Here is a 22916-nt window from a genome sequence, read left to right as displayed (position 1 = left end):
CGCGGGGTGGAGCAGTCTGGTAGCTCGTCGGGCTCATAACCCGAAGGTCGTCGGTTCAAATCCGGCCCCCGCAACCAGTTTCAGGAGCCCCTTTTAAGGGGCTTTTTGTTAGCTGGACACTTTCAACGCCGCTGTTCGACGGCGTTTCAGGGATGGGCGTTTCGCCCATTTTTTTATTTTTGCATTGCATGCATTTACATGCACGAGGGGGTTCAGGTGTCGAGCAAGCTAGAACAGTTGCAGGCCTTGCTGGCCCCGGTGGTCGTGGCCCTGGGCTATGAATGCTGGGGTATTGAGTTTTCGGCTCAAGGTCGCCATTCAATGTTGCGCGTTTATATTGATAAAGAAGGCGGTGTGCTGGTGGACGATTGTGCCATCGTCAGCCGTCAGATCAGCGGTGTCCTGGATGTTGAAGATCCAATCGCCGTTGAGTACACCCTTGAAGTTTCCTCGCCTGGCATGGAACGCCCACTGTTCACTCTTGAGCAGTTTGCACAATTTGCCGGTGAACAAGTGAAGATCAAGCTGCGCTCGCCTTTTGAAGGTCGACGCAACTTTCAGGGCCTTCTGCGCGGTGTAGAAGAGCAGGACGTCGTGGTACAGGTAGAGGATCACGAGTTCCTGTTGCCGATCGATATGGTCGACAAGGCCAACATTATTCCCAGTTTTGACTGAGACGCGGATCCCGCGGATCCAATGGCTTGCGAAAGGCGAGGCGTACGATGAGCAAAGAAGTACTGCTGGTTGTTGAGTCGGTATCCAATGAAAAGGGCGTACCGGCAAACGTAATTTTTGAAGCGCTGGAGCTGGCCCTGGCCACTGCTACCAAGAAGCGTTTTGAGGACGAAGTCGATCTGCGTGTGGAAATCAATCGCCACACCGGTGCTTACGAGACATTCCGTCGCTGGACGGTCGTCGAGGAAGCGGACCTGGACGATCCGGCCATCGAAACCTGGCCAAGCAAGGTTGCAGAAACGCATCCTGGCGCCAAGGTTGGCGATGTTGTCGAAGAGAAGATCGAGTCCATCGAGTTCGGCCGTATCGCTGCACAGACTGCCAAGCAAGTCATTGTGCAGAAAGTTCGTGAGGCAGAGCGCGCTCAGGTTGTTGATGCGTATCGCGAGCGCCTGGGGGAAATCATCTCCGGCACCGTGAAGAAAGTCACCCGCGACAACGTGATCGTTGATCTGGGCAACAACGCTGAAGCGCTGCTGGCGCGTGAAGACATCATTTCCCGCGAGACTTTCCGGGTTGGCGTGCGCCTGCGTGCGCTGCTCAAGGAAATCCGCACCGAGAACCGCGGCCCGCAGTTGATCCTGTCGCGTACCGCGCCGGAAATGCTGATCGAGTTGTTCCGCATCGAAGTGCCGGAAATTGCAGAAGGCCTGATCGAAGTAATGGCTGCTTCCCGTGACCCGGGTTCGCGCGCCAAGATCGCCGTCCGCTCCAAGGACAAACGCATCGACCCTCAGGGTGCTTGCATCGGTATGCGCGGTTCGCGCGTCCAGGCAGTATCCGGTGAATTGGGCGGTGAGCGTGTGGATATCGTCCTGTGGGACGACAACCCAGCGCAGTTCGTGATCAACGCCATGTCCCCGGCGGAGGTTGCGGCAATTATCGTTGACGAAGATGCCCATGCAATGGACATCGCCGTTGGCGCAGATAATCTGGCTCAGGCCATCGGTCGCGGTGGTCAGAACGTGCGTCTGGCTAGCCAGTTGACTGGCTGGACCCTGAACGTGATGACCGAATCGGACATCCAGGCTAAGCAGCAAGCAGAAACCGGCGACATCCTGCGCAACTTCATCGACGAGCTGGAAGTCGACGAAGACCTGGCGCAGGTGCTGGTAGATGAAGGCTTCACCAGCCTGGAAGAGATTGCCTACGTACCGGTGGAAGAAATGCTCAACATCGACGGCTTTGACGAAGAAACCGTCAACGAGCTTCGCGCTCGTGCCAAGGATCGTTTGTTGACTAAAGCCATCGCTACTGAGGAAAAGCTGGCAGACGCCCATCCGGCCGAAGACCTGCTCTCGCTTGAGGGTATGGACAAGGATTTGGCGATGGAACTGGCGGTGCGCGGCGTAATTACCCGCGAAGACCTGGCCGAGCAGTCTATTGACGACCTGCTCGACATCGACGGCATTGACGATGATCGTGCCGGCAAGTTGATCATGGCCGCCCGAGCCCATTGGTTCGAGTAATAGGCGCGGCCTGAGGAGAGAAGTGCATGACGCAAGTCACGGTGAAACAACTGGCCGATGAGGTCAAAACACCGGTAGAGCGCCTGCTGCAGCAGATGCGTGAGGCAGGTCTGCCGCACACCGCCGCCGAGGAACATGTGAGCGACAGTGAGAAGCAGTCTTTGCTGACTCACCTGAAAAGCAGCCACAAGGCGAAAGTGGAAGAACCGCGCAAGATCACGTTGCAGCGTAAAACAACCAGCACCCTGCGTGTTGCTGGCAGCAAAAGCATCAGCGTTGAAGTGCGCAAGAAGAAAGTCTTCGTACAGCGCAGCCCGGAAGAAATCGAAGCCGAGCGCAAGCGTGAACTGGAAGAGCGTCGCGCAGTAGAAAATGCTGCACGTCAGAAGGCTGAAGAAGAAGCCAAGCGTCGCGCCGAAGAAGACGCGCGTAGCCAGCCTGCTGCTCAAACCGGCACTGCCAATGCTGCTGCAGCGCCTGCTGCGGTCGCTGCACCGGTGCGTGAAAACGCTCCGGTCGTGGCTTCTGCACCAGCGCCGTCTGCCGATATTCGCAACAAGCAGAACGAACAGCGCCGCCCGGACAAACCACGTGCCGACGACAACGCTCGTCGTGGCAGTGGCGATGGTGAGCGTAAAAACGCTCCGCATCGTGCTTCGGTCAAAGAAAAAGCACCTGCGCCACGCGTAGCGCCACGTACTACCGACGAAGAAAGCGATGGCTTCCGTCGTGGTGGTCGCGGCAAGGCCAAGCTGAAGAAGCGCAACGCCCACGGTTTCCAGAGCCCAACCGGCCCTGTCGTGCGTGAAGTGAAGATCGGCGAGACCATCACTGTTGGCGATCTTGCCCAGCAGATGTCGGTCAAGGCAGCTGAAATCATCAAGTTCATGTTCAAACTGGGTACCCCAGCCACCATCAACCAGGTACTGGATCAGGAAACTGCCCAACTGGTTGCTGAAGAGTTGGGCCACAAAGTGACCCTGGTCAGCGACACCGCCCTGGAAGATTCCCTGGCCGAGTCCCTGAAGTTTGAAGGCGAGACGTTCTCCCGAGCGCCAGTCGTGACCGTAATGGGCCACGTTGACCACGGTAAGACCTCGCTGCTCGACTACATCCGTCGTGCCAAGGTAGCTGCAGGCGAAGCCGGCGGCATCACCCAGCACATCGGTGCGTACCACGTTGAAACCGAACGCGGCATGGTCACCTTCCTCGATACCCCAGGTCACGCCGCGTTTACCGCCATGCGTGCCCGTGGTGCCAAGGCGACTGACATCGTGATCCTGGTAGTTGCAGCGGACGACGGCGTGATGCCGCAGACCATTGAAGCTGTCCAGCACGCCAAGGCCGCGGGTGTTCCACTGGTGGTTGCAGTGAACAAGATTGACAAGCCGGGCGCCGATCTCGATCGCATCCGTAGCGAGCTGTCGGTTCACGGCGTGACATCCGAAGAGTGGGGCGGTGATACGCCGTTCGTTTCGGTCTCGGCGAAAGTCGGTACCGGCGTAGACGAACTGCTTGAAGCTGTTCTGCTGCAAGCCGAAGTTCTCGAACTGAAAGCAACTCCGTCGGCCCCAGGTCGCGGTGTTGTGGTTGAATCGCGTCTCGACAAAGGTCGTGGCCCGGTTGCAACCGTTCTGGTTCAAGACGGTACCCTGCGCCAAGGCGACATGGTCCTGGTCGGTTCGAACTATGGCCGCGTACGTGCCATGCTCGACGAGAACGGCAAGCCGATCAAGGAAGCCGGTCCTTCCATCCCTGTCGAGATCCTCGGCCTGGACGGTACACCGGACGCTGGCGACGAGATGAGCGTGCTGTCGGACGAGAAGAAAGCCCGTGAAGTGGCTCTGTTCCGTCAAGGCAAGTTCCGTGAAGTCAAATTGGCTCGTGCTCACGCAGGCAAGCTGGAAAACATCTTCGAGAACATGGGCCAGGAAGAGAAGAAGACGCTTAACATCGTCCTCAAGTCTGACGTTCGTGGTTCGTTGGAAGCGTTGAACGGTGCCTTGAATGGCCTGGGTAACGACGAAGTGCAAGTGCGTGTAGTGGGTGGCGGTGTCGGTGGTATCACCGAGTCCGACGCCAACCTGGCACTGGCCTCCAATGCTGTACTGTTCGGCTTCAACGTGCGTGCCGATGCCGGTGCTCGCAAGATCGTCGAGCAGGAAGGTCTGGATATGCGTTACTACAACGTGATCTACGACATCATCGAAGACGTCAAGAAAGCCCTGACCGGTATGCTGGGCAGCGATGTTCGCGAGAACATCCTGGGTATCGCCGAAGTGCGTGACGTGTTCCGTTCGCCGAAATTTGGCGCGATCGCCGGTTGCATGGTGATCGAAGGTGTTGTTCACCGTAACCGTCCAATCCGTGTACTGCGTGAAGACATCGTTATCTTCGAAGGCGAGCTGGAATCCCTGCGCCGCTTCAAGGATGACGCTTCCGAAGTACGTGCCGGCATGGAATGCGGTATCGGCGTGAAGAGCTACAACGACGTCAAAGTCGGTGACAAGATCGAAGTCTTCGAGAAGGTTCAGGTTGCTCGCAGCCTCTAACTCGCGCACTTCAAGAGCCGTGATGAGTCGCCGCATGCAAATGCCCAGCCTCTCACTCGGCCTCTAAACGCAACGCCCGGTCTGGCTTCTGTCAGGCCGGGCGTTTGCCGCTTTCAGACCACACGGGTTTCACCGTGAGGCAGTAACAGGTAACAAGACATGGCAAAAGAATACAGCCGTACCCAACGTATCGGCGATCAGATGCAGCGTGAGCTGGCACAGTTGATCCGTCGTGAAGTCAAAGACCCGCGCGTCGGCCTCGTCACTATTACTGCTGTTGAAGTCAGCCGTGACGTCGGTCACGCCAAGATCTTCATCACGGTGATGGGCCAGGACAGCGCTGAAGATATCGCCCAAAGCATCAAGGTGCTCAACTCGGCAGCAGGTTTCCTGCGCATGCAGTTGGCTCGCGAGATGAAATTGCGCAGCGTTCCGCAGTTGCACTTCCACTACGACGAAAGCGTTGTGCGGGGGGCTCATCTGTCGGCATTGATCGAGCGCGCGGTGGCTGAAGACAATCAGCACCCGGCAGCGGCAGAAACCGAAGACACCAAGGAGTAATCGGTGGCTCAGGTCAAACGTATCCGTCGTAACGTCAGCGGAATCATCCTGCTCGACAAACCGCTTGGGTTTACCTCCAATGCGGCCCTGCAGAAGGTTCGCTGGCTGCTCAATGCCGAGAAGGCCGGGCATACCGGTAGCCTTGATCCGCTGGCTACTGGTGTGTTGCCACTGTGCTTCGGTGAAGCCACCAAGTTCTCGCAATACCTGCTCGATTCCGATAAGGCCTATGAAACACTGGCGCAGTTGGGCAAGACCACTACCACGGCAGATGCTGAAGGTGAGGTTTTGCAGGAGCGCCCGGTGACCGTTGGTCGCGCTGATATCGAAGCTGTTTTGCCCGGTTTTCGTGGGAAAATCAGTCAGATACCGCCGATGTACTCGGCGCTCAAGCGCGATGGACAGCCGCTGTACAAGCTGGCTCGTGCGGGTGAAGTAGTGGAGCGCGAACCGCGTTCTGTTACTATTGCGCGCTTGGAATTGCTGGCCTTCGAGGGTGATACTGCCCGGCTTGCCGTGGATTGCAGTAAAGGCACCTATATCCGTACCCTCGTGGAAGATATTGGTGAGCAACTCGGTTGTGGCGCCTACGTGGCAGAATTGCGACGTACCCAGGCCGGGCCTTTCACGCTGGCCCAGACGGTCACGCTCGAAGAGTTGGAAGCGGTACATGCCGAGGGCGGCAACGAAGCAGTCGATCGCTTCCTGATGCCATCGGACAGCGGTTTGCTAGACTGGCCGCTGCTGCACTTCTCGGAGCACAGTGCTTTCTACTGGCTCAACGGCCAGCCGGTTCGTGCCCCGGATGCCCCGAAATTTGGCATGGTACGTGTACAGGATCACAATGGTCGCTTCATCGGTATCGGTGAAGTGAGCGAAGACGGGCGCATCGCGCCACGTCGTTTGATTCGGTCAGAATGACCGAAACCAGCCTGCGTAACAGTGGGCTGGCGAGGGTGGCTGTTAACAGGCACGGTCACTACTCATTTTTAGATACAGGGATTTGTCCCTGGCCTGTTGAAACTGCCCTTTGGGTGGTTTCCCGAAAAAAGGATTGCCTCATGGCTCTCGACGTTCAAGAAAAAGCACAAATCGTTGCTGACTATCAGCAGGCTGTTGGTGACACTGGTTCGCCAGAAGTGCAAGTTGCACTGCTGACCCACAACATCAACAAGCTGCAAGGTCACTTCAAGGCCAACGGTAAAGATCACCACTCCCGTCGTGGTCTGATCCGCATGGTAAACCAGCGCCGTAAGCTGCTGGACTACCTGAAAGGCAAGGATCTGGGTCGTTATCAGACTCTGATCGGTCGCCTGGGTCTGCGTCGCTAATAAGCGATTGCGCTAGAGGTTGGTTGTCTGCCGTGTGTCAGTGGGATTCCCGCTGGCTCATGGCAGGCTCCCAGCCTCAAGTTTTATCTGGATACACGTTTTACCCCCGGACAAGGGTTGGGCCGATTCCCGACATTGCCCAAGAATTTCGCAAGAAGACAAGTTCCCCAAGAGCCACAAAGAAGGTAGGACACCGTGAACCCGGTTATCAAAAAATTTCAGTTCGGTCAGTCGACCGTTACCCTCGAGACAGGCCGTATCGCCCGTCAAGCCTCCGGTGCAGTGCTGGTTACCGTTGACGACGACGTCACCGTATTGGTGACCGTTGTTGGCGCCAAGACCGCTGACCCGAGCAAAGGCTTCTTCCCTCTGTCCGTTCACTACCAGGAAAAGACTTACGCTGCCGGTAAGATCCCTGGCGGTTTCTTCAAGCGCGAAGGCCGTCCTTCCGAGAAAGAAACCCTGACTTCCCGACTGATCGACCGCCCGATCCGTCCGCTGTTCCCAGAAGGCTTCATGAACGAAGTGCAGGTTGTCTGCACCGTCGTATCCACCAGCAAGAAGACCGATCCGGACATCGCTGCGATGATCGGTACCTCGGCTGCCCTGGCCATCTCCGGCATTCCTTTCGATGGCCCGATTGGCGCTGCCCGCGTTGCTTTCCACGAAAGCACCGGCTACCTGCTGAACCCGACTTACGAGCAGCAGAAAGCGTCGAGCCTGGACATGGTCGTTGCCGGTACTTCTGAAGCCGTATTGATGGTTGAATCGGAAGCCAAAGAGCTGACCGAAGACCAGATGCTGGGCGCGGTACTGTTTGCTCACGACGAGTTCCAGGTTGTGATCAACGCCGTTAAAGAACTGGCTGCCGAAGCTGCCAAGCCAACCTGGACCTGGGCTCCTCAGCCAGAAGCCACCGAACTGCTGGGCGCGATCCGCTCCGAGTTCGGCGCTGCTATCTCCGAGGCCTACGCCATCACCGTCAAGGCCGACCGTTACGCTCGCCTGGGTGAGCTGAAGGACCAAGTCGTTGCCAAGCTGTCCGGCGAAGAAGGCCAGCCTTCTTCCAGCGAAGTCAAAGCAGCCTTCGGTGAAATCGAATACCGCACCGTTCGCGAAAACATCGTTAACGGCAAGCCACGTATCGACGGTCGCGACACCCGCACCGTTCGCCCGCTGAACATCGAAGTCGGCGTTCTGCCGAAGACTCACGGTTCGGCGCTGTTCACCCGTGGCGAAACCCAGGCCCTGGTTGTTGCAACATTGGGTACTGCCCGTGACGCACAACTGCTGGACACCCTGGAAGGCGAGAAAAAAGACCCGTTCATGCTGCACTACAACTTCCCTCCGTTCTCGGTAGGTGAGTGTGGTCGCATGGGTGGCGCTGGTCGTCGCGAAATCGGTCACGGCCGTCTGGCTCGTCGTTCGATTGCAGCCATGCTGCCTGCAGCTGACGTGTTCCCGTACACGATCCGTGTCGTGTCGGAAATCACCGAGTCCAACGGTTCCAGCTCCATGGCTTCGGTCTGCGGTGCTTCCCTGGCACTGATGGACGCTGGTGTGCCGATGAAGGCGCCGGTTGCCGGTATCGCCATGGGCCTGGTTAAAGAGGGCGAGAAGTTCGCCGTCCTGACCGACATCCTGGGTGACGAAGACCACCTCGGCGACATGGACTTCAAAGTAGCGGGTACCGCCAAAGGTGTTACCGCGCTGCAGATGGACATCAAGATCAAGGGCATCACCGAAGAGATCATGGAAATTGCTCTGGGCCAAGCCCTGGAAGCGCGCCTGAACATCCTCGGCCAGATGAACCAGATCATTGGTCAGTCCCGCACCGAGCTGTCGGAAAATGCTCCGACCATGATCGCGATGAAAATCGACACCGACAAAATCCGTGATGTCATCGGTAAAGGCGGCGCGACCATTCGTGCGATCTGTGAAGAAACCAAGGCTTCGATCGACATCGAAGACGACGGTTCGATCAAGATCTTCGGCGAAACCAAGGAAGCGGCTGAAGCTGCACGCCAGCGCGTCCTGGGTATCACCGCTGAAGCCGAGATCGGCAAGATCTACGTCGGTAAGGTTGAGCGCATCGTCGACTTCGGCGCATTCGTCAACATCCTGCCGGGCAAGGACGGTCTGGTTCACATCTCCATGCTGAGCGATGCTCGCGTCGAGAAAGTGACCGACATCCTGAAAGAAGGCCAGGAAGTGGAAGTATTGGTACTGGACGTGGACAACCGCGGTCGTATCAAGCTGTCCATCAAGGACGTAGCAGCTGCCAAGGCTTCGGGCGTTTAATTACCCCCCAGCTTAAGCACTGAACAGGCAAAACGCCCCGACTGGTTCGGGGCGTTTTGCTGTGCGTAATACATTGACCGATTCGGCAAGTTGCCTGACTCCTACGTCAGTGCTAGGTTTAGCCCACCGCCCGTGTAGCTCAGCCGGTAGAGCAGCGCACTCGTAACGCGAAGGTCGCAGGTTCGATTCCTGTCTCGGGCACCAGGCACTACCTGTTGTTTTCAAATGATCCCGAATGGTTCTGAAGGCCAGATAACTCAGGTTGCACACGGTTTTTCTGCGTCAGAGAGATCCTTGATGATCCAGATCCATCTTCCATTCCCCAGATCAAAGAGAACGCCATGACGGTTAAAGAGTTGACCCAAGAAACCAGGCACGAAGAAGCCCTCAAGAAATACTTGCTGGATTCGCCCCAGCTAGTCGATGAGATCAAGGACCTGAGTGCCGAGGATCGCAAAGACCAGATCCAGTGGGCCTTCGAGGATGAAGCGGATGCCCAGGGCTTGCAGCCGTGGGAACTGACACTCAAGTACACCACGTCCACTCCAGAGGAGTTCGAAGCCGCACGTCTTCCCTTGCACAAGGAGGCGGCCGAAGTGTTGGGCGTCGAGTGGGAAGAATACTGCGAGATGAACAATCTGGTGGTCTGACAAAAACGCCAGCCTTCATGAGGCTGGCGTTTTTTTCAATTAGAGACTCAAGCGCATCGACAGATCCACGGCCTTCACATCCTTGGTCATCGCGCCAATCGAGATGTAATCCACGCCGGTCTCGGCGATTGGCCGCAAGGTGCTTTCATTGATGCCGCCGCTGGCCTCGAGCTTGGCCTTGCCAGCGTTCAGGCGCACGGCTTCGCGCATATCGTCCAGGCTCAGCTCGTCGAGCATGATGATGTCGGCGCCCGCCGCCAGGGCCTCCTTGAGTTCCGCCAGGCTTTCCACCTCAATCTCCACCGGCTTGCCCGGGGCGATCTTGTGGGCCGCCGCAATGGCCTGGGCGATACCGCCACAGGCCGCGATATGGTTTTCCTTGATCAGGAAGGCGTCGTACAAGCCGATACGGTGGTTATGGCAGCCACCGCAGGTCACGGCATACTTTTGCGCCAGGCGCAGCCCAGGCAAGGTCTTGCGGGTGTCCAGCAACTTCACCTGGGTGTCGGCGACGAAGTCGGCCAGGTACTGCGCGCGGGTCGCGACGCCGGAAAGCAGTTGCAGGAAGTTCAGTGCACTTCGCTCACCGCTCAGCAGCGAGCGTGCCGGACCTTCGAGGTGAAACAGCACTTGGTTGGGGCTCACGCGCTCACCGTCGCGCACCTGCCAGTGCACGGCAACGCGTGGGTCCAATTGCCGAAACACGGCATCGACCCAAGCGGTACCGCTGATGACGGCCGCGTCACGGGTGATGATGGTGGCGCTGGCCAGGCGTTCGGCCGGGATCAGTTGTGCGGTGATGTCGCCGCTGCCGATGTCTTCAAGTAACGCGCGACGCACGTTGGCTTCGATTTCGGCGGTCAAATCGGCGAGGCGTAGGTTCGGCATAACGGGCTCCACAAACAAAGTCACCCGATTATAGGGCCATGCCGGGAGCGAACCCAAGACAGCAAGCGCCTGGATCCTCGGATTGGGCCCGCAGGAGGGCCGTGATGGGCCGCGGGTCCCGACTCAATCGCGGCAAGTGATCGCACCCCGAGGGGCGATCACGGCATACTGGTGCCTACTCGGTCGATGTTGAAGGAGCTGGTATGCAGCTGGACCCCGCCAGTGGTTGGTTTGACGGCGTGCGGCATTGCCCGTCACCCAATTGCAATGCGCGCCCCTGCGGCGAAATTTCCCTGCTGGTGATTCATAACATCAGCCTGCCACCGGCGCAGTTCGCCACGGGCAAGGTGCAGGAATTTTTCCAGAATCGACTGGATGTCACTGAACATCCCTACTTTGTCGGGATCGTAGACCTGCGTGTCTCGGCACATTTTCTGATTGAGCGCGACGGTGCCATCACGCAGTTTGTCTCCTGCCTTGAGCGAGCCTGGCATGCCGGGGTTTCCCGGTTCGACGGGCGGGAGAGTTGTAATGATTTTTCCCTGGGCATCGAACTGGAAGGCACCGATGATCTGCCATTCACCGAGGCGCAGTATCAAGCCCTGACAGCCTTGACCCGGCAATTGCAGGGGGCTTTCACGGCCATCACCACTGAACGTATCCAGGGGCACAGCGACATTGCTCCGGGACGCAAAACGGATCCGGGGCCAGCGTTTGACTGGAAGCGCTATCGCGCGGCACTGGGCAAAGGGGAAGAGCAATGAGTTTTCTGGTGTTACTGCTGGCGGTCTGGGTCGAGAAGTTCTCGGCCCTGCGCCATCACGTTCAGCGCGACGGCGGCTGGCTGCGCGAGTTGGGCAAGCTTGAAAGCAGCCCGCGGATGGCCAAGCGGCCCTGGCTGATACTGGCGCTGACCGTGTTGTTGCCGGTGGCGTTGCTCAGCCTGCTGCTGTGGGTACTGGAACCGGTGGTCTATGGGTTGCTGGCGTTGCCGGTGCATCTGTTGGTGGTGATGTACAGCCTGGGGCGTGGTGACCTGCTCGGTGACTTGGGCCCGTTTCGAGATGCCTGGCGCCGGGAAGACCTGCAAGCCGCCGCCCATGTCGCCCAGCGCGACCTGAACATCTGCGCCGACAGCGGCGAGCAGTTGTTGCACAGCGTCCAGGCCCACCTGCTGTGGCAGGCCTACCAGAGCTTCTTTGCGGTGATCTTCTGGTACTTCCTGCTGGGGCCGGTGGCGGCCTTGAGTTATCGCCTGCTGGCCCTGGCGGCGGAGCACAGCCAGAACCCGGCCGTGGCCGAGCGCGCCGGGCAATTGCGGCACGCCTTTGACTGGCTCCCGGTACGCCTGCTGGCGGCGAGCTTTGCCCTGGTGGGTAACTTCGTGGCGGTGGGCCGGGTGATGCTCCATGAGTTGTTGAACTGGAACATCAGCGCCGCCCAGTTGATCGAGAAGGTCGGCATGGTGGCCGGTGAGATCCCGGCCCCGGTGGCCGGCCCCGAAGGCATCAACAGCCTGGACCAGCTCTGGGAGCTGTTGCTGCGGGCGGCGGTGGTCTGGTACGCCGGGTTTGCCCTGTGGACAGTTCTTCTCTGAATCGATCGCGCGGCCGTAGCGGCCTTGACCGCCGCTACGGCAACGCGCGGATCTGAGCGTTAACCTTAAGTTACAAAACCTCCCGCCGATTTAAGTTATACAGATGCAGCCCGGCATGGTGGCCATCTGATGCTTTTGCCTGCCCGCCCATAAAAAAATAAGAAACCAAAGGGAGACTTCCCAGTGAAGAGCTTGCTCTATCCCGCCGTTGCACTGATGAATCGCCTGAGCTTCGGCATGAAGTTCAGCCTCATCAGTGTGCTGTTCCTGGTGCCAATGCTGGTGACCAACTTCTATCTGGTGCGCGACGCTTACCGCGAGTTCCAGGGCACCCGGCTTGAACTGCACAGCCTCAACCTGCTGGGCAGTGGCCTGGCGTTGCGACGCGACCTGGAGACCCTGAACAATCTGGTACAGATCGACACCAACCTCGGCCAGTCCGGCAAGGCGGGGGATCTTGAGTCGAAGATCAAGACGCTTGAGCAGCAGGTGCTGGAACGTCTGCAGGGCTTGAGTGCGGCCAGCGACGAGCCGGAGCAAGTCGAGGTCTTCAATGGCAAGCGTGATGAGATGATCGCGGCATTCAAGGCCCAGCAAGCGGAAAAGTCCCTACAAAGCAAAAGCGCGATGATTGGCAAGTTGCTCGGCAACGCCCAGTTGTTCGGGCAGATCATCGCCAGCCAGGCGGGCCTGAGCCGTGACAATCAAAGTGATATTCGCCAATTGAGCGAACTGCTCACCAACGTCACCCCCCGCGTTACCCACGTGCTGGGTGAGGGGCGGGCCATGGGCGCGTTTTCACTGGGGCAAGGCTTTATCAATTCCGCGTCCAGCACCCGGTTTGATGAGTTGCTGGCGCAAATGGAGAAGCTGGCGGCCGAGTACGGCTTGAAGCTGCAAGATGCGTTGGCGGCCAGCAAGGCCGCCCGTGAATCCCTGGCGCCGGCGGCCAGCGCCAGCCAGGCCACGCTCAAGCAGGCCAGCGAGTTGTTCGAGGAAAAAGTGGTGATGGCCGACACCCTCGATGCGCCCTGGCAGGACTTTTACGATCAGGTTTCGGGGCTGATGGGCCAGACCTATCAGCTCAACGACGAGGTATTGAAATTCCTCGAGGTGCAGTTGCAACAACGCCTGGAGCAGAACCGCACGCACATGGTGCTGCAAGCGGTGGCGCTGTCCGTGGTGTTTGTGCTGATTTTCTACCTCTACGGCGGCTTCTACGCCTCGACCCGTACCACCCTGAGGCGCCTGGGCGCCGTCATGGACAACGTGGCGGCCGGCGACATGACTGTCACCTTCACGGCCCATAGCCGCGACGAGCTAGGGGAGTTGGGCAACGTGTTCAACGGCACCGTGGCCAAGATTCACGACCTGATCGAGTTGGTGGGACAAACCGTCAATGAAGTCGAGCGTCAGGCCGGGCAAGTGGAAACCGTCTCGGCCCAGAGCAATCAGGCAGTGGCTGGCCAGCGTAGCCAGATCGAGCAAGTGGCCACGGCGATGAACCAGATGTCGGCCACTTCCCAGGAGGTGGCGCGCAGTGCGGCAGCGGCGGTCAGCAGCGCGCACAGTGTCAACGACGAAACCATCAGCGGCCGTGAGTTGGTCGCCTCGCAGCAGGGCAGCATCAATCAGTTGGCCAACGAGATCGACGCCTCGGTGCTGGTGATCAATCAGTTGGCCAGCGACAGTCAGTCCATCAGCCGGGTGCTGGAGGTGATCAAGAGCATCGCCGAGCAGACCAATCTGCTGGCACTCAACGCCGCCATCGAGGCCGCGCGCGCCGGTGAGCAGGGTCGCGGGTTTGCGGTAGTGGCCGATGAGGTCCGCACGCTGGCCAAGCGTACCCAGCAATCGACCGAAGAAATCGAGCAAATGATCGCCAAGTTGCATGGCGGTGTCGGTGCGGCGGTGAAGGCCATGGGGATCAGTCATCAAATGGCCAGCGGCACCGTCGGCCAGTCGGAGCAGGTCCAGCAGGCCCTGGAAAACATCCTCGGCGCGGTGGGCATGATCGTCGACCAGAACCAGCAGATCGCCGCGGCCGTCGAGCAGCAAACCGCCGTCGCCCACGATATCGACCTGAACATTGTCGAAATCAACCGCGCCGGCGAGCGTACCGCCGAAGGCGCGCACCAGACCGAGGACGCCAGCCGTGCGTTGTCGGCCCAGGTGGTGCAACTCAAGCATTTGATCAGTGCGTTTCGGGTCTGAGCCCTAACAATGGCCGGCATGGGCTTGCCGGCCATTGTTAGGGATTATCTGTAGTCCTGATCTCTTGCTTGTGTAGGGCGTTTCCTGATTTTTTGAGAGGAATGATTTTTCCCTCTTAATAAGGGACTATTCCTACCTTCTGCTCATCTCGCGTTTGAGCGAGCTTCGTGAAGGATAACGGCGATGTCGGCAGCCCCCACTGGTATCAAAGGACGTTGTGCTCATTGCCAGTACACGCTGGTGCTCAAGCCATGGCAGCTCAATGCCATGGCAATCAACGAGCCATTTGCCTGTCATCACTGCCATAAAGCCTTGCAGCTCAGTTGTCCCACCCAGATCCGCCGCTTCAAGTCGCTCGACACCCTGACCCTGCTGCGTGCGAGCATGCGGGTGATGGTCGCCGCCGCACTACTGGTGGCGCTGGTCATGGAGTGGGTGGGGATGTTGAGCGTGATCGAACAACTGAACTTTTCGCTGGTCGCGGTCTTCATCTACTTTGTGGTCATGCGTTATGCGCGGCATCGCCAACTCGTGACGTTGGTCTTGCAGGCGGCGAAGGCGGGCGCCGACTGACTACCAGCCAAACAGCTCGCAGGCGTTGCGGGTGCTGGCGTTGGCCAACTGTTCGGCGCTGATGTTCATCCGCTGCGCCAGGGCCGCGCAAATCGCCGGCAAGTGCAGCGGGCTGTTGCGTTGATTGGGGTACATGGCGGGCGCCATGTCGGGGGAGTCGGTTTCCAGCACCACCGCGTCCAGCGGCAATCCGGCGATCACCTTGTGCAGGCGCAACGCTTGCGGCCAGGTCGGTGCGCCGCCCAAGCCCAACTTGAACCCCAGCTTGATGTACTCGCGGGCTTCTTCGCGGCTGCCGGCAAAGGCGTGGATGATCCCCGCGCGCGGGAGCTTGAAGCGCTTGAGTGTGGCAATGACGGCGGCGTGGCTGCGTCGTACGTGCACCAGGGCGGGCAGGTGGAAGTCGGCGGCCAATTGCAGTTGGGCTTCGAACAGCGCTTGCTGGCGTTCGCGATCGAGGTGTTCAAGGAAGAAGTCCAGGCCGATTTCCCCCACCGCACACAATTGCCGATGACCCGCTAGGCGGCTCAGCCAATCGCCCAGTTCGCTCAGGTCGGCGGGACGGTGTTCGTCCAGGTAGACCGGGTGCAGGCCGAACGCGGCATGCAGGTCCGGATCGCTTTGCACCAAGTCCCAGACCCGCTGCCAGTGACGCTGATAGACCCCCAGCACGACCATGCGCTGGACGCCCAGGGCGCGGCTTTGTTGCAGCAGCGCCGGGCGGTCGGCGTCGAAGTCGGCAAAGTCCAGGTGCGTGTGGCTGTCGATCAGCTCCACGGCTCAGTCCTGGTGAATCCGCTGCTTGAAGGTCCGCGCGATGGCCTGTACGCCGGGCTGGTAGTCGTTCTCTTCAATGGCCGACAGCGCCAGGTTCAACGCCTTCTCGGCAATCAGCTGGTGTTGCTGGGCCATGGCGTTGACCGGCAGCGGCAGGAAGTCCAGCAACTGGGTGTCGCCAAAGGTGCCCAGGCGCAGTGGCCGGGTTTTCAGGGGGAAGTCATGCAGGGCGTCGAACACGCCTTGCAGCAGCACGTAGGAGGTGGTCACCAGCGCATCCGGCAGGTGGCCGAGGCGTTGCAGCAATTCTTCCATCAACTGGCGGCCGCAATCGCGACTGAAGGCCTCGCCGTGTTCGATCAGCACCTGGCCCTTGAAGTCGAGCAACGCTTGCTTGAAGCCGGTGGCGCGTTCCTGGCTGATACTGAGTTCGGGGCGCGCACCGATCAGGGCGATCTGCCGGGGCTCGGGCGACAACAGGCTGCGGGTCAGGTGCAGGCTGGCTTCACGGTCATCCGAGACCACCGAGCAGAAGTGCTCGGGCTCCATGACCCGGTCGATGGCAATGATCGGCAAGCCCTTGGCCTGTAGCTGGCGATAGCTGTCATCCCCGGCCGGCAGGCAACTGGCGACGATCAGGGCATCGCAGCGCCGGGCGCGGAACAGTTGGAGCAACTGGCGCTCACTGTCCGGGGCGTCGTCGGAACTGGCGATCAGCAACTGATAGCCACGGGCCCGGGCACCTTGCTCCAGCAGCTTGGCGATGCGCGCGTAACTGGGGTTCTCCAGGTCCGGCAGAATAAAGCCCAGGGTTCGGCTGTAGCGGCTGCGCAACCCGGCGGCTTGTGGATTGGGGGTAAAACCGTGCTGCTCGACCACCGCCCGCACCCGTTCGACGGTCGCGTTGCTGATGCGCTGCTGTTCGGCCTTGCCATTGATGACGTAGCTGGCGGTGGTCACGGACACACCGGCCAACTGGGCGATATCACTGAGTTTCAACCCGGGATTTCCTTGTTTTTTCGAGCTTGCCCCGACATTTTGTCCAATCCTACCTGATTAACGCGGGCGACCTCCGTTGCGGGACACCCGACGTGGTGGACTTCAAGCCGCAGAGATTATCGAGTAACGTGTCAATCTATCTAGATTAATCGTTTCAGCCGGCGTATTTTCTGCACTATTGATGCTTTTGGTCGACACTGCCGTGAAACTGCCAAAGGATGCTCGAAAAATGAGCACCCTGATTAAAACCTAAGCTCAACCATTCAAAACAATACCTGGCGCGCTCACGCGCCCAAAAGGAGAAAGCATGCTCGAGCTCACTATTGAGCAGATATCCATGGGCCAATCGGCTGTGGATAAGCACGCGGCATTGCGCCTGCTGGCCGACACGTTGGTCGCCGATGGCCTGGTGGCCGACGGTTATCTCAGCGGCTTGCAGGCCCGCGAGGCTCAGGGCTCGACCTTTCTCGGCCAAGGCATCGCCATCCCCCATGGCACCCCCGAAACCCGCGAGTTGGTGCACACCACCGGCGTGCGCCTGTTGCAGTTCCCCGACGGGGTGGATTGGGGCGACGGCCAGATCGTCTACCTGGCCATCGGCATCGCCGCCAAGTCCGACGAGCACCTGCGCCTGCTGCAACTGCTGACCCGCGCCCTCGGTGAAACGGACCTGGGCCAGGCCCTGCGCCGCGCCAGCAGTGCCGAGGCGCTGCTCAAGTTGCTGCAAGGGGCACCGCAGGAACTGGCGCTGGATGCGCAGATGATCGGGCTGGGGGTCTCGGCCGACGACTTCGAGGAACTGGTGTGGCGGGGCGCGCGCTTGTTGCGCCAGGCCGATTGTGTGAGCAATGGTTTCTCGGCGGTGTTGCAGCAGGTCGAAGCGCTGCCCCTGGGCGATGGCCTGTGGTGGCTGCACAGCGAGCAAACGGTCAAGCGCCCGGGGCTGGCGTTTGTCACGCCGGACAAACCGATCCGCTACCTGGGCCAGCCGCTGACCGGGCTGTTCTGCCTGGCCAGCCTCGGTGAAGCCCATCAAGCCTTGCTGGAACGCTTGTGCGCGCTGCTGATCGAGGGGCGCGGCCAGGAACTGGGCCGCGCCACCAGCCGCCGTGCGGTGCTGGAGGTGCTCGGCGGTGAGTTGCCGGCGGACTGGCCCAGCGCCCGGATCGCCCTGGCCAACGCCCACGGCCTGCACGCCCGGCCGGCGAAAGTGCTGGCGCAACTGGCCAAGCGCTTTGACGGTGAGATCCGCCTGCGGCTTGTCGACGGCCAGGACAGCGCGGTGTCGGCCAAGAGCCTGAGCAAGCTGCTGAGCCTTGGCGCACGCCGTGGGCAAATGCTTGAGTTGATCGCCGAACCGAGCATCGCCGCCGACGCACTGCCGGCGCTGCTGGCGGCGATTGCCGAGGGCCTGGGCGAAGACGTCGAGCCGTTGCCGGTCGCCAGTGCGCCGAGTGAAGCCACCGCCGACCTGGCGCAGGTGCTGCTGGCGCCCGCGTCCGGCAGCGTGATCCAGGCGATCACCGCCGCGCCGGGCATTGCCATCGGCCCTGCGCACATTCAGGTGCAGCACGTCATCGATTACCCGTTGCGTGGCGCGTCCACCGCCGCCGAGCGCCAGCGCCTGCACGCCGCCCTGGGGCAGGTGCGCGTGGAGATTGAAGGGCTGATCCAGCGCAGCACGGCCAAGGCCATCCGCGAGATCTTCATCACCCACCAGGAAATGCTCGACGACCCAGAACTGACCGACGAGGTCGACACCCGCCTCAAGCAGGGCGAAAGCGCAGAGGCCGCGTGGATGGCCGTGATCGACGCCGCCGCCAGGCAACAGGAATCCCTGCAGGACGCCTTGCTCGCCGAGCGCGCGGCGGACCTGCGGGACATCGGTCGCCGGGTGCTGGCGCAGTTGTGTGGGATCCAGAGCCCCAGCGAGCCCGATCAGCCTTACATCCTGGTGATGGACGAAGTCGGTCCCTCGGATGTGGCGCGCCTTGACCCGGCTCGGGTCGCGGGCATCCTCACCGCTCGCGGCGGTGCCACGGCCCACAGCGCCATCGTGGCCCGCGCCCTGGGCATCCCGGCGCTGGTCGGGGCTGGCGCGGCGGTGTTGCTGCTGGCGCCGGGCACGCCGTTGTTGCTCGACGGCCAGCGCGGGCGGCTGCATGTCGACGCCGACGCGGCGACCTTGCAGCGGGCGGGCGAGGAGCGCGACAGCCGTGAGCAACGGCTCCGGATCGCGGCCGAGCAACGCCATCAACCGGCCGTCACCCGTGACGGGCACGCCGTCGAAGTCTTCGCCAACATCGGCGAAAGCGCAGGCGTCATCAGCGCCGTGGAACAGGGTGCCGAAGGCATTGGCCTGTTGCGTACCGAACTGATTTTCATGGCCCATCCCCAGGCCCCGGATGAAGCGACCCAGGAAGCCGAATACCGCCGCGTGCTCGACGGCCTGGCCGGGCGGCCGTTGGTGGTGCGCACCCTCGATGTGGGCGGTGACAAGCCGCTGCCGTATTGGCCGATCGCCAAGGAGGAGAACCCTTTCCTCGGTGTGCGTGGCATTCGCCTGACCCTGCAACGTCCGCAGGTCATGGAGGCGCAATTGCGCGCCTTGCTGCGGGCGGCCGACAACCGGCCGTTGCGGATCATGTTCCCGATGGTCGGCAGCGTGGACGAGTGGCGCCAGGCGCGGGACATGACGCAGCGCCTGCGCCTGGAGATCCCGGTGCCGGACCTGCAACTGGGGATCATGATCGAAGTACCCTCGGCCGCCTTGCTGGCGCCAGTCCTGGCCAGGGAAGTGGACTTCTTCAGTGTCGGCACCAATGACCTGATCCAATACACCCTGGCCATCGACCGGGGTCACCCGACCTTGTCCGCCCAGGCCGATGGCTTGCACCCGGCGGTGTTGCAGTTGATCGACATCACCGTGCGCGCCGCCCATGCCCATGGCAAATGGGTCGGTGTGTGCGGCGAGTTGGCGGCGGACCCACTGGCGGTGCCGGTGCTGGTGGGCTTGGGGGTGGATGAGCTGAGCGTCTCGGCGCGCAGCATCGGCGAGGTCAAGGCGCGGGTACGCGAGCTGAGCCTGGCCCAGGCCCGACAACTGGCCCAAGCGGCGCTGACCGTCGGCAGCGCGAATGAAGTGCGCGCACTCGTGGAGGCGTTGTAATGGCCAAGATTCTCACCCTGACCCTCAACCCCGCGCTGGACCTCACGGTGCAGTTGGCGCGCCTGGAGCCGGGACAGGTCAATCGCAGCGAACAGACCCACAGCCACGCCGCCGGCAAGGGGGTAAATGTGGCGCAGGTGCTGGCGGACCTGGGGCATCAATTGACCGTCAGTGGCTTTCTCGGTGAAGACAATGCCCAGGCGTTCGAGACCCTGTTCAGCCAGCGCGGGTTTGTCGACGCATTCATCCGTGTGCCCGGCGAGACCCGCAGCAACATCAAGCTGGCGGAAGCCGACGGTCGCATCACCGACCTCAATGGCCCGGGACCGCAGGTCAGTGCGGCCATGCAGCAGGCCTTGCTCGAACGCCTTGCGCAGATCGCCCCGGGGCACGATGCGGTCGTCATCGCCGGCAGCTTGCCGCCGGGGGTCAGCGCGCAGTGGTTGCAGGCGCTGATCCGGCACTTGAAGAGCCTGGGCTTGAAAGTCGCCCTCGACACCAGCGGTGACGCCTTGCGTGCCGGGCTGGCGGCGGGACCGTGGCTGATCAAGCCCAACCGCGAAGAACTGGCCGAGGTGCTGGGTGGCGAGGTGGTGTCAGTGGCTGCCCAGGCCGAGGCTGCCCGGCGCCTGCACGCCCAGGGTGTCGAGCATGTGGTGATTTCCCACGGGGCAGATGGGGTTAACTGGTTCAGCGTCGGCGCGGCCCTGCATGCCACGCCACCCAAGGTCAGCGTCGCCAGCACCGTGGGTGCCGGGGACTCGTTGCTGGCGGGGGTGCTCCACGGCTTGCTCGGCAATCAACTGCCCGAGCAGACCCTGCGCACCGCCACGGCGATTGCCGCCATGGCGGTGGGCCAAATCGGTTTTGGTATCCATGATCGAGCGCTCCTGGCGCGGCTCGAACAGGGGGTGCGTGTCCGTCCCCTGACAGAACAATAAGAGGGTTGCCCATGAAGTTAGCCATCGTTACCGCCTGCCCCAACGGCATGGTCACCAGCGTGCTGTGTGCGCGCTTGCTCGATGCCGCCGCGCAGCGCCAGGGCTGGAGCACCAGCGTCGAGGTGCACGATGCCGCGCACCCGGAACGCCAGCTGTCCGCCGCGACCCTGGATGAGGCCGAGTGGGTGTTGCTGGTCAGCACCGGCCCGCTGGACATGTCGCGGTTCGTCGGCAAGCGGGTATTCCAGAGCACGCCGTCCCAGGCCCTGCAGGATGTCGATGCGGTGTTGCGGCGGGGGGCGCAAGAGGCGCAGGTCTACTTTGCACCGGCGGCCGAGCCCGTCGTCGCGAGTCAAGCGGCGCCACGCCTGGTCGCCGTCACGGCGTGTCCGACCGGCGTGGCCCATACCTTCATGGCCGCCGAAGCCCTGCAGCAAGCGGCCAAGCGCCTGGGCTACGCGCTGCAGGTCGAAACCCAGGGCTCGGTGGGGGCGCGCAATCCGTTGAGCGCCGAGGCCATCAGCGAGGCCGACGTGGTGTTGCTGGCAGCGGACATCGAAGTACCTACCGAGCGTTTCGCCGGCAAGCGCATCTTCCGCTGTGGCACCGGCATCGCCCTCAAGCAAGCCGAGGCCACGCTCGACAAGGCCCTGGCCGAAGCAGCGGTGGAAACCGCCTCGACCGGCGCCAAGGGCCCGGCCAGGCAAGAGAAGACCGGCGTCTACAAGCACCTGCTGACCGGCGTGTCGTTCATGTTGCCGATGGTGGTGGCCGGGGGCTTGATGATCGCCCTGTCCTTCGTGTTTGGCATCACCGCGTTCAAGGAGCAGGGCACGCTGGCAGCGGCGCTGATGCAGATCGGCGGCGACACCGCGTTCAAGCTGATGGTGCCGTTGCTGGCGGGGTACATCGCCTACTCGATTGCCGACCGCCCGGGTCTCGCGCCGGGGATGATCGGCGGCCTGCTGGCCGGCACCCTGGGGGCGGGATTCATCGGTGGGATCATCGCCGGTTTCCTGGCCGGCTATGCGGCGAAGGCGATCAACCACTATGCGCGCTTGCCGCAGAGCCTGGAGGCGTTGAAGCCGATCCTGATCATTCCCCTGCTGGCCAGCCTGTTCACCGGCCTGGTGATGATCTATGTGGTCGGCAAACCGGTGGCCGGGCTGCTGGAAGGCCTGACCCATTTCCTCGACAGCATGGGCACCACCAACGCGATCCTGCTGGGGGTGCTGCTGGGCGGCATGATGTGCGTCGACCTCGGCGGCCCGATCAACAAGGCCGCGTATGCGTTCTCGGTGGGGCTGCTGGCGTCGCAGAGTTATGCGCCGATGGCCGCGACCATGGCCGCCGGCATGGTGCCGCCAATTGGCCTGGGCATCGCCACCTTCATCGCCCGGCGCAAGTTCGCCCAGACCGAACGCGAAGCGGGCAAGGCGGCGTTGGTACTGGGGCTGTGCTTTATCTCTGAAGGCGCGATCCCCTTTGCCGCCAAGGACCCACTGCGCGTGATCCCGGCGAGCATCGCCGGTGGTGCCTTGACCGGTGCGCTGTCGATGTACTTCGGCTGCAAACTGCTGGCACCCCATGGCGGGCTGTTTGTGCTGCTGATCCCCAATGCCATCAACCATGCGTTGCTGTACCTGCTGGCGATTGTCGCCGGGAGTCTGTTGACGGCCGTGACCTATGCGCTGCTCAAGCGGCCGGAGGCGGTGGGGTTGGTGTTGCAGCCGACTGCACCTGCCTGAGAATGTGCTCAAGGACATCGTTCAACTGCTCAAGCACCTGCAGGTTACTGAAGCGCAGCACCTCGATACCTTGTTGTCGAAGGAAGTGGGTACGGCGTTGGTCGTGATGGTACGCCGCCGCTTCATAGTGCTGGCCACCGTCAAGTTCGATGGCCAGACGCCGTTCGGGGCAGTAGAAGTCCAGAACGTAGGGAGGGCAGGGGAACTGGCGGCGAAACTTGAGATTGGCAAGTTGGCGGGCACGCAGACGTTGCCAGAGAATGAGCTCGCAGTCAGTCTGGTTGGCGCGTAGCTGGCGGGCGAACTGGCGTTGCTGGGGCGTCGGGCGGTTGGGCATGCTTCACGTTCCTTGTGAGGGTCATGCTTTTACGGTAGCTGAGGTTTGTGTCTTTGGCTGAGATCGCCCCTCTC

At 61.4% G+C, this 22916-nt stretch carries 19 protein-coding genes and 2 tRNA genes; 17 read left to right on the top strand and 4 right to left on the bottom strand.

The genetic code is table 11. The features are described from left to right. The 10 genes from BMW74_RS21820 (at window position 1) to BMW74_RS21775 (ending at window position 9599) form a co-directional block, all read left to right on the top strand. Window positions 1-77, top strand: a tRNA-Met gene (locus tag BMW74_RS21820). 139 nt (window positions 78-216) lie between these two features. Further along, entirely contained in the window at window positions 217-675 is a 459-nt protein-coding gene (rimP, locus tag BMW74_RS21815) for a ribosome maturation factor RimP (RefSeq protein ID WP_175479280.1), read from the top strand. Window positions 676-722: 47 nt separating this feature from the next. Continuing rightward, window positions 723-2204 carry a transcription termination factor NusA gene (gene nusA, locus BMW74_RS21810; protein WP_093426212.1) on the top strand — a complete coding sequence of 494 codons (1482 nt, stop codon included), beginning with the start codon at window positions 723-725 and terminating at the stop codon, window positions 2202-2204. Window positions 2205-2230: 26 nt separating this feature from the next. Then, a complete protein-coding gene (infB, locus tag BMW74_RS21805) occupies window positions 2231-4756 on the top strand; it encodes a translation initiation factor IF-2 (protein WP_093426211.1) in 2526 nt (841 codons plus the stop codon). 159 nt (window positions 4757-4915) lie between these two features. Next, the gene (gene rbfA, locus BMW74_RS21800) at window positions 4916-5317 is read left to right on the top strand and encodes a 30S ribosome-binding factor RbfA (protein ID WP_093426210.1); all 402 of its coding nucleotides are present in this window, start codon (window positions 4916-4918) and stop codon (window positions 5315-5317) included. 3 nt (window positions 5318-5320) lie between these two features. Further along, complete coding sequence (gene truB, locus BMW74_RS21795; RefSeq protein WP_093426209.1) at window positions 5321-6238, top strand: tRNA pseudouridine(55) synthase TruB; 918 nt, start codon at window positions 5321-5323, stop codon at window positions 6236-6238. Window positions 6239-6378: 140 nt separating this feature from the next. After that, window positions 6379-6648 (top strand): 30S ribosomal protein S15, encoded by a 270-nt coding sequence (rpsO, locus tag BMW74_RS21790; RefSeq protein WP_003177875.1) that lies wholly within the window; start codon window positions 6379-6381, stop codon window positions 6646-6648. A gap of 195 nt (window positions 6649-6843) precedes the next feature. Further along, window positions 6844-8949, top strand: a complete 2106-nt coding sequence (gene pnp, locus BMW74_RS21785) for a polyribonucleotide nucleotidyltransferase (protein ID WP_093426208.1) — start codon at window positions 6844-6846, stop codon at window positions 8947-8949. 128 nt (window positions 8950-9077) lie between these two features. Further along, window positions 9078-9153: transfer RNA gene (locus BMW74_RS21780), tRNA-Thr, on the top strand. A 137-nt stretch (window positions 9154-9290) separates the two neighbouring features. Next, window positions 9291-9599: a DUF6388 family protein gene (locus BMW74_RS21775; RefSeq protein WP_093426207.1), complete on the top strand. Its 309-nt coding sequence runs from the start codon at window positions 9291-9293 to the stop codon at window positions 9597-9599. 39 nt (window positions 9600-9638) lie between these two features. On the opposite strand, the gene nadC is transcribed toward BMW74_RS21775, so the two are convergent. Then, on the bottom strand, window positions 9639-10487 hold the full coding sequence (gene nadC, locus BMW74_RS21770; RefSeq protein WP_093426206.1) for a carboxylating nicotinate-nucleotide diphosphorylase: 849 nt from the start codon (window positions 10485-10487) through the stop codon (window positions 9639-9641). Window positions 10488-10690: 203 nt separating this feature from the next. On the opposite strand from nadC, the gene ampD reads away from it, so the two are divergent. The 4 genes from ampD to BMW74_RS21750 all read left to right on the top strand — a co-directional run bounded on the left by ampD (window position 10691) and on the right by BMW74_RS21750 (window position 14871). After that, window positions 10691-11251, top strand: a complete 561-nt coding sequence (gene ampD / locus BMW74_RS21765) for a 1,6-anhydro-N-acetylmuramyl-L-alanine amidase AmpD (RefSeq protein ID WP_093426205.1) — start codon at window positions 10691-10693, stop codon at window positions 11249-11251. Further along, a complete protein-coding gene (ampE, locus tag BMW74_RS21760) occupies window positions 11248-12084 on the top strand; it encodes a regulatory signaling modulator protein AmpE (RefSeq protein ID WP_093426204.1) in 837 nt (278 codons plus the stop codon). Before ampD ends, ampE begins: the two co-directional genes overlap by 4 nt. Window positions 12085-12267: 183 nt before the next feature. Further along, window positions 12268-14298, top strand: a complete 2031-nt coding sequence (locus BMW74_RS21755) for a methyl-accepting chemotaxis protein (RefSeq protein WP_093426203.1) — start codon at window positions 12268-12270, stop codon at window positions 14296-14298. Window positions 14299-14481: 183 nt separating this feature from the next. Beyond that, window positions 14482-14871 carry a hypothetical protein gene (locus BMW74_RS21750; protein WP_093426202.1) on the top strand — a complete coding sequence of 130 codons (390 nt, stop codon included), beginning with the start codon at window positions 14482-14484 and terminating at the stop codon, window positions 14869-14871. On the opposite strand, the gene BMW74_RS21745 is transcribed toward BMW74_RS21750, so the two are convergent. Both BMW74_RS21745 and cra read right to left on the bottom strand, forming a co-directional pair. Then, a complete protein-coding gene (locus tag BMW74_RS21745) occupies window positions 14872-15648 on the bottom strand; it encodes a TatD family hydrolase (RefSeq protein ID WP_093426201.1) in 777 nt (258 codons plus the stop codon). It lies immediately after the preceding gene. A gap of 3 nt (window positions 15649-15651) precedes the next feature. Continuing rightward, on the bottom strand, window positions 15652-16647 hold the full coding sequence (cra, locus tag BMW74_RS21740; protein ID WP_093426200.1) for a catabolite repressor/activator: 996 nt from the start codon (window positions 16645-16647) through the stop codon (window positions 15652-15654). Between the two features lie 307 nt (window positions 16648-16954). Here cra and ptsP point away from each other — a divergent pair, with 307 nt between their 5' ends. The 3 genes from ptsP to BMW74_RS21725 are packed head-to-tail and all read left to right on the top strand — an operon-like array spanning window position 16955 to window position 22505. Further along, the gene (gene ptsP, locus BMW74_RS21735; protein ID WP_093426199.1) at window positions 16955-19816 is read left to right on the top strand and encodes a phosphoenolpyruvate--protein phosphotransferase; all 2862 of its coding nucleotides are present in this window, start codon (window positions 16955-16957) and stop codon (window positions 19814-19816) included. Next, window positions 19816-20757 (top strand): 1-phosphofructokinase, encoded by a 942-nt coding sequence (pfkB, locus tag BMW74_RS21730; protein ID WP_093426198.1) that lies wholly within the window; start codon window positions 19816-19818, stop codon window positions 20755-20757. The genes ptsP and pfkB overlap by 1 nt, the downstream gene beginning before the upstream one ends. A gap of 11 nt (window positions 20758-20768) precedes the next feature. Continuing rightward, a complete protein-coding gene (locus BMW74_RS21725; protein WP_093426197.1) occupies window positions 20769-22505 on the top strand; it encodes a PTS fructose-like transporter subunit IIB in 1737 nt (578 codons plus the stop codon). Here the strand turns inward: BMW74_RS21725 and BMW74_RS21720 are convergent. After that, window positions 22453-22842 (bottom strand): endonuclease domain-containing protein, encoded by a 390-nt coding sequence (locus BMW74_RS21720; protein ID WP_093426196.1) that lies wholly within the window; start codon window positions 22840-22842, stop codon window positions 22453-22455. The two genes, BMW74_RS21725 and BMW74_RS21720, sit on opposite strands and share 53 nt — an antisense overlap. Window positions 22843-22916 lie beyond the last annotated feature (74 nt).

Origin of the sequence: Pseudomonas sp. ok272 (assembly GCF_900109995.1) — a bacterium.
Lineage (GTDB): Bacteria > Pseudomonadota > Gammaproteobacteria > Pseudomonadales > Pseudomonadaceae > Aquipseudomonas.
This window is presented reverse-complemented; position numbering and strand designations above follow the sequence as displayed.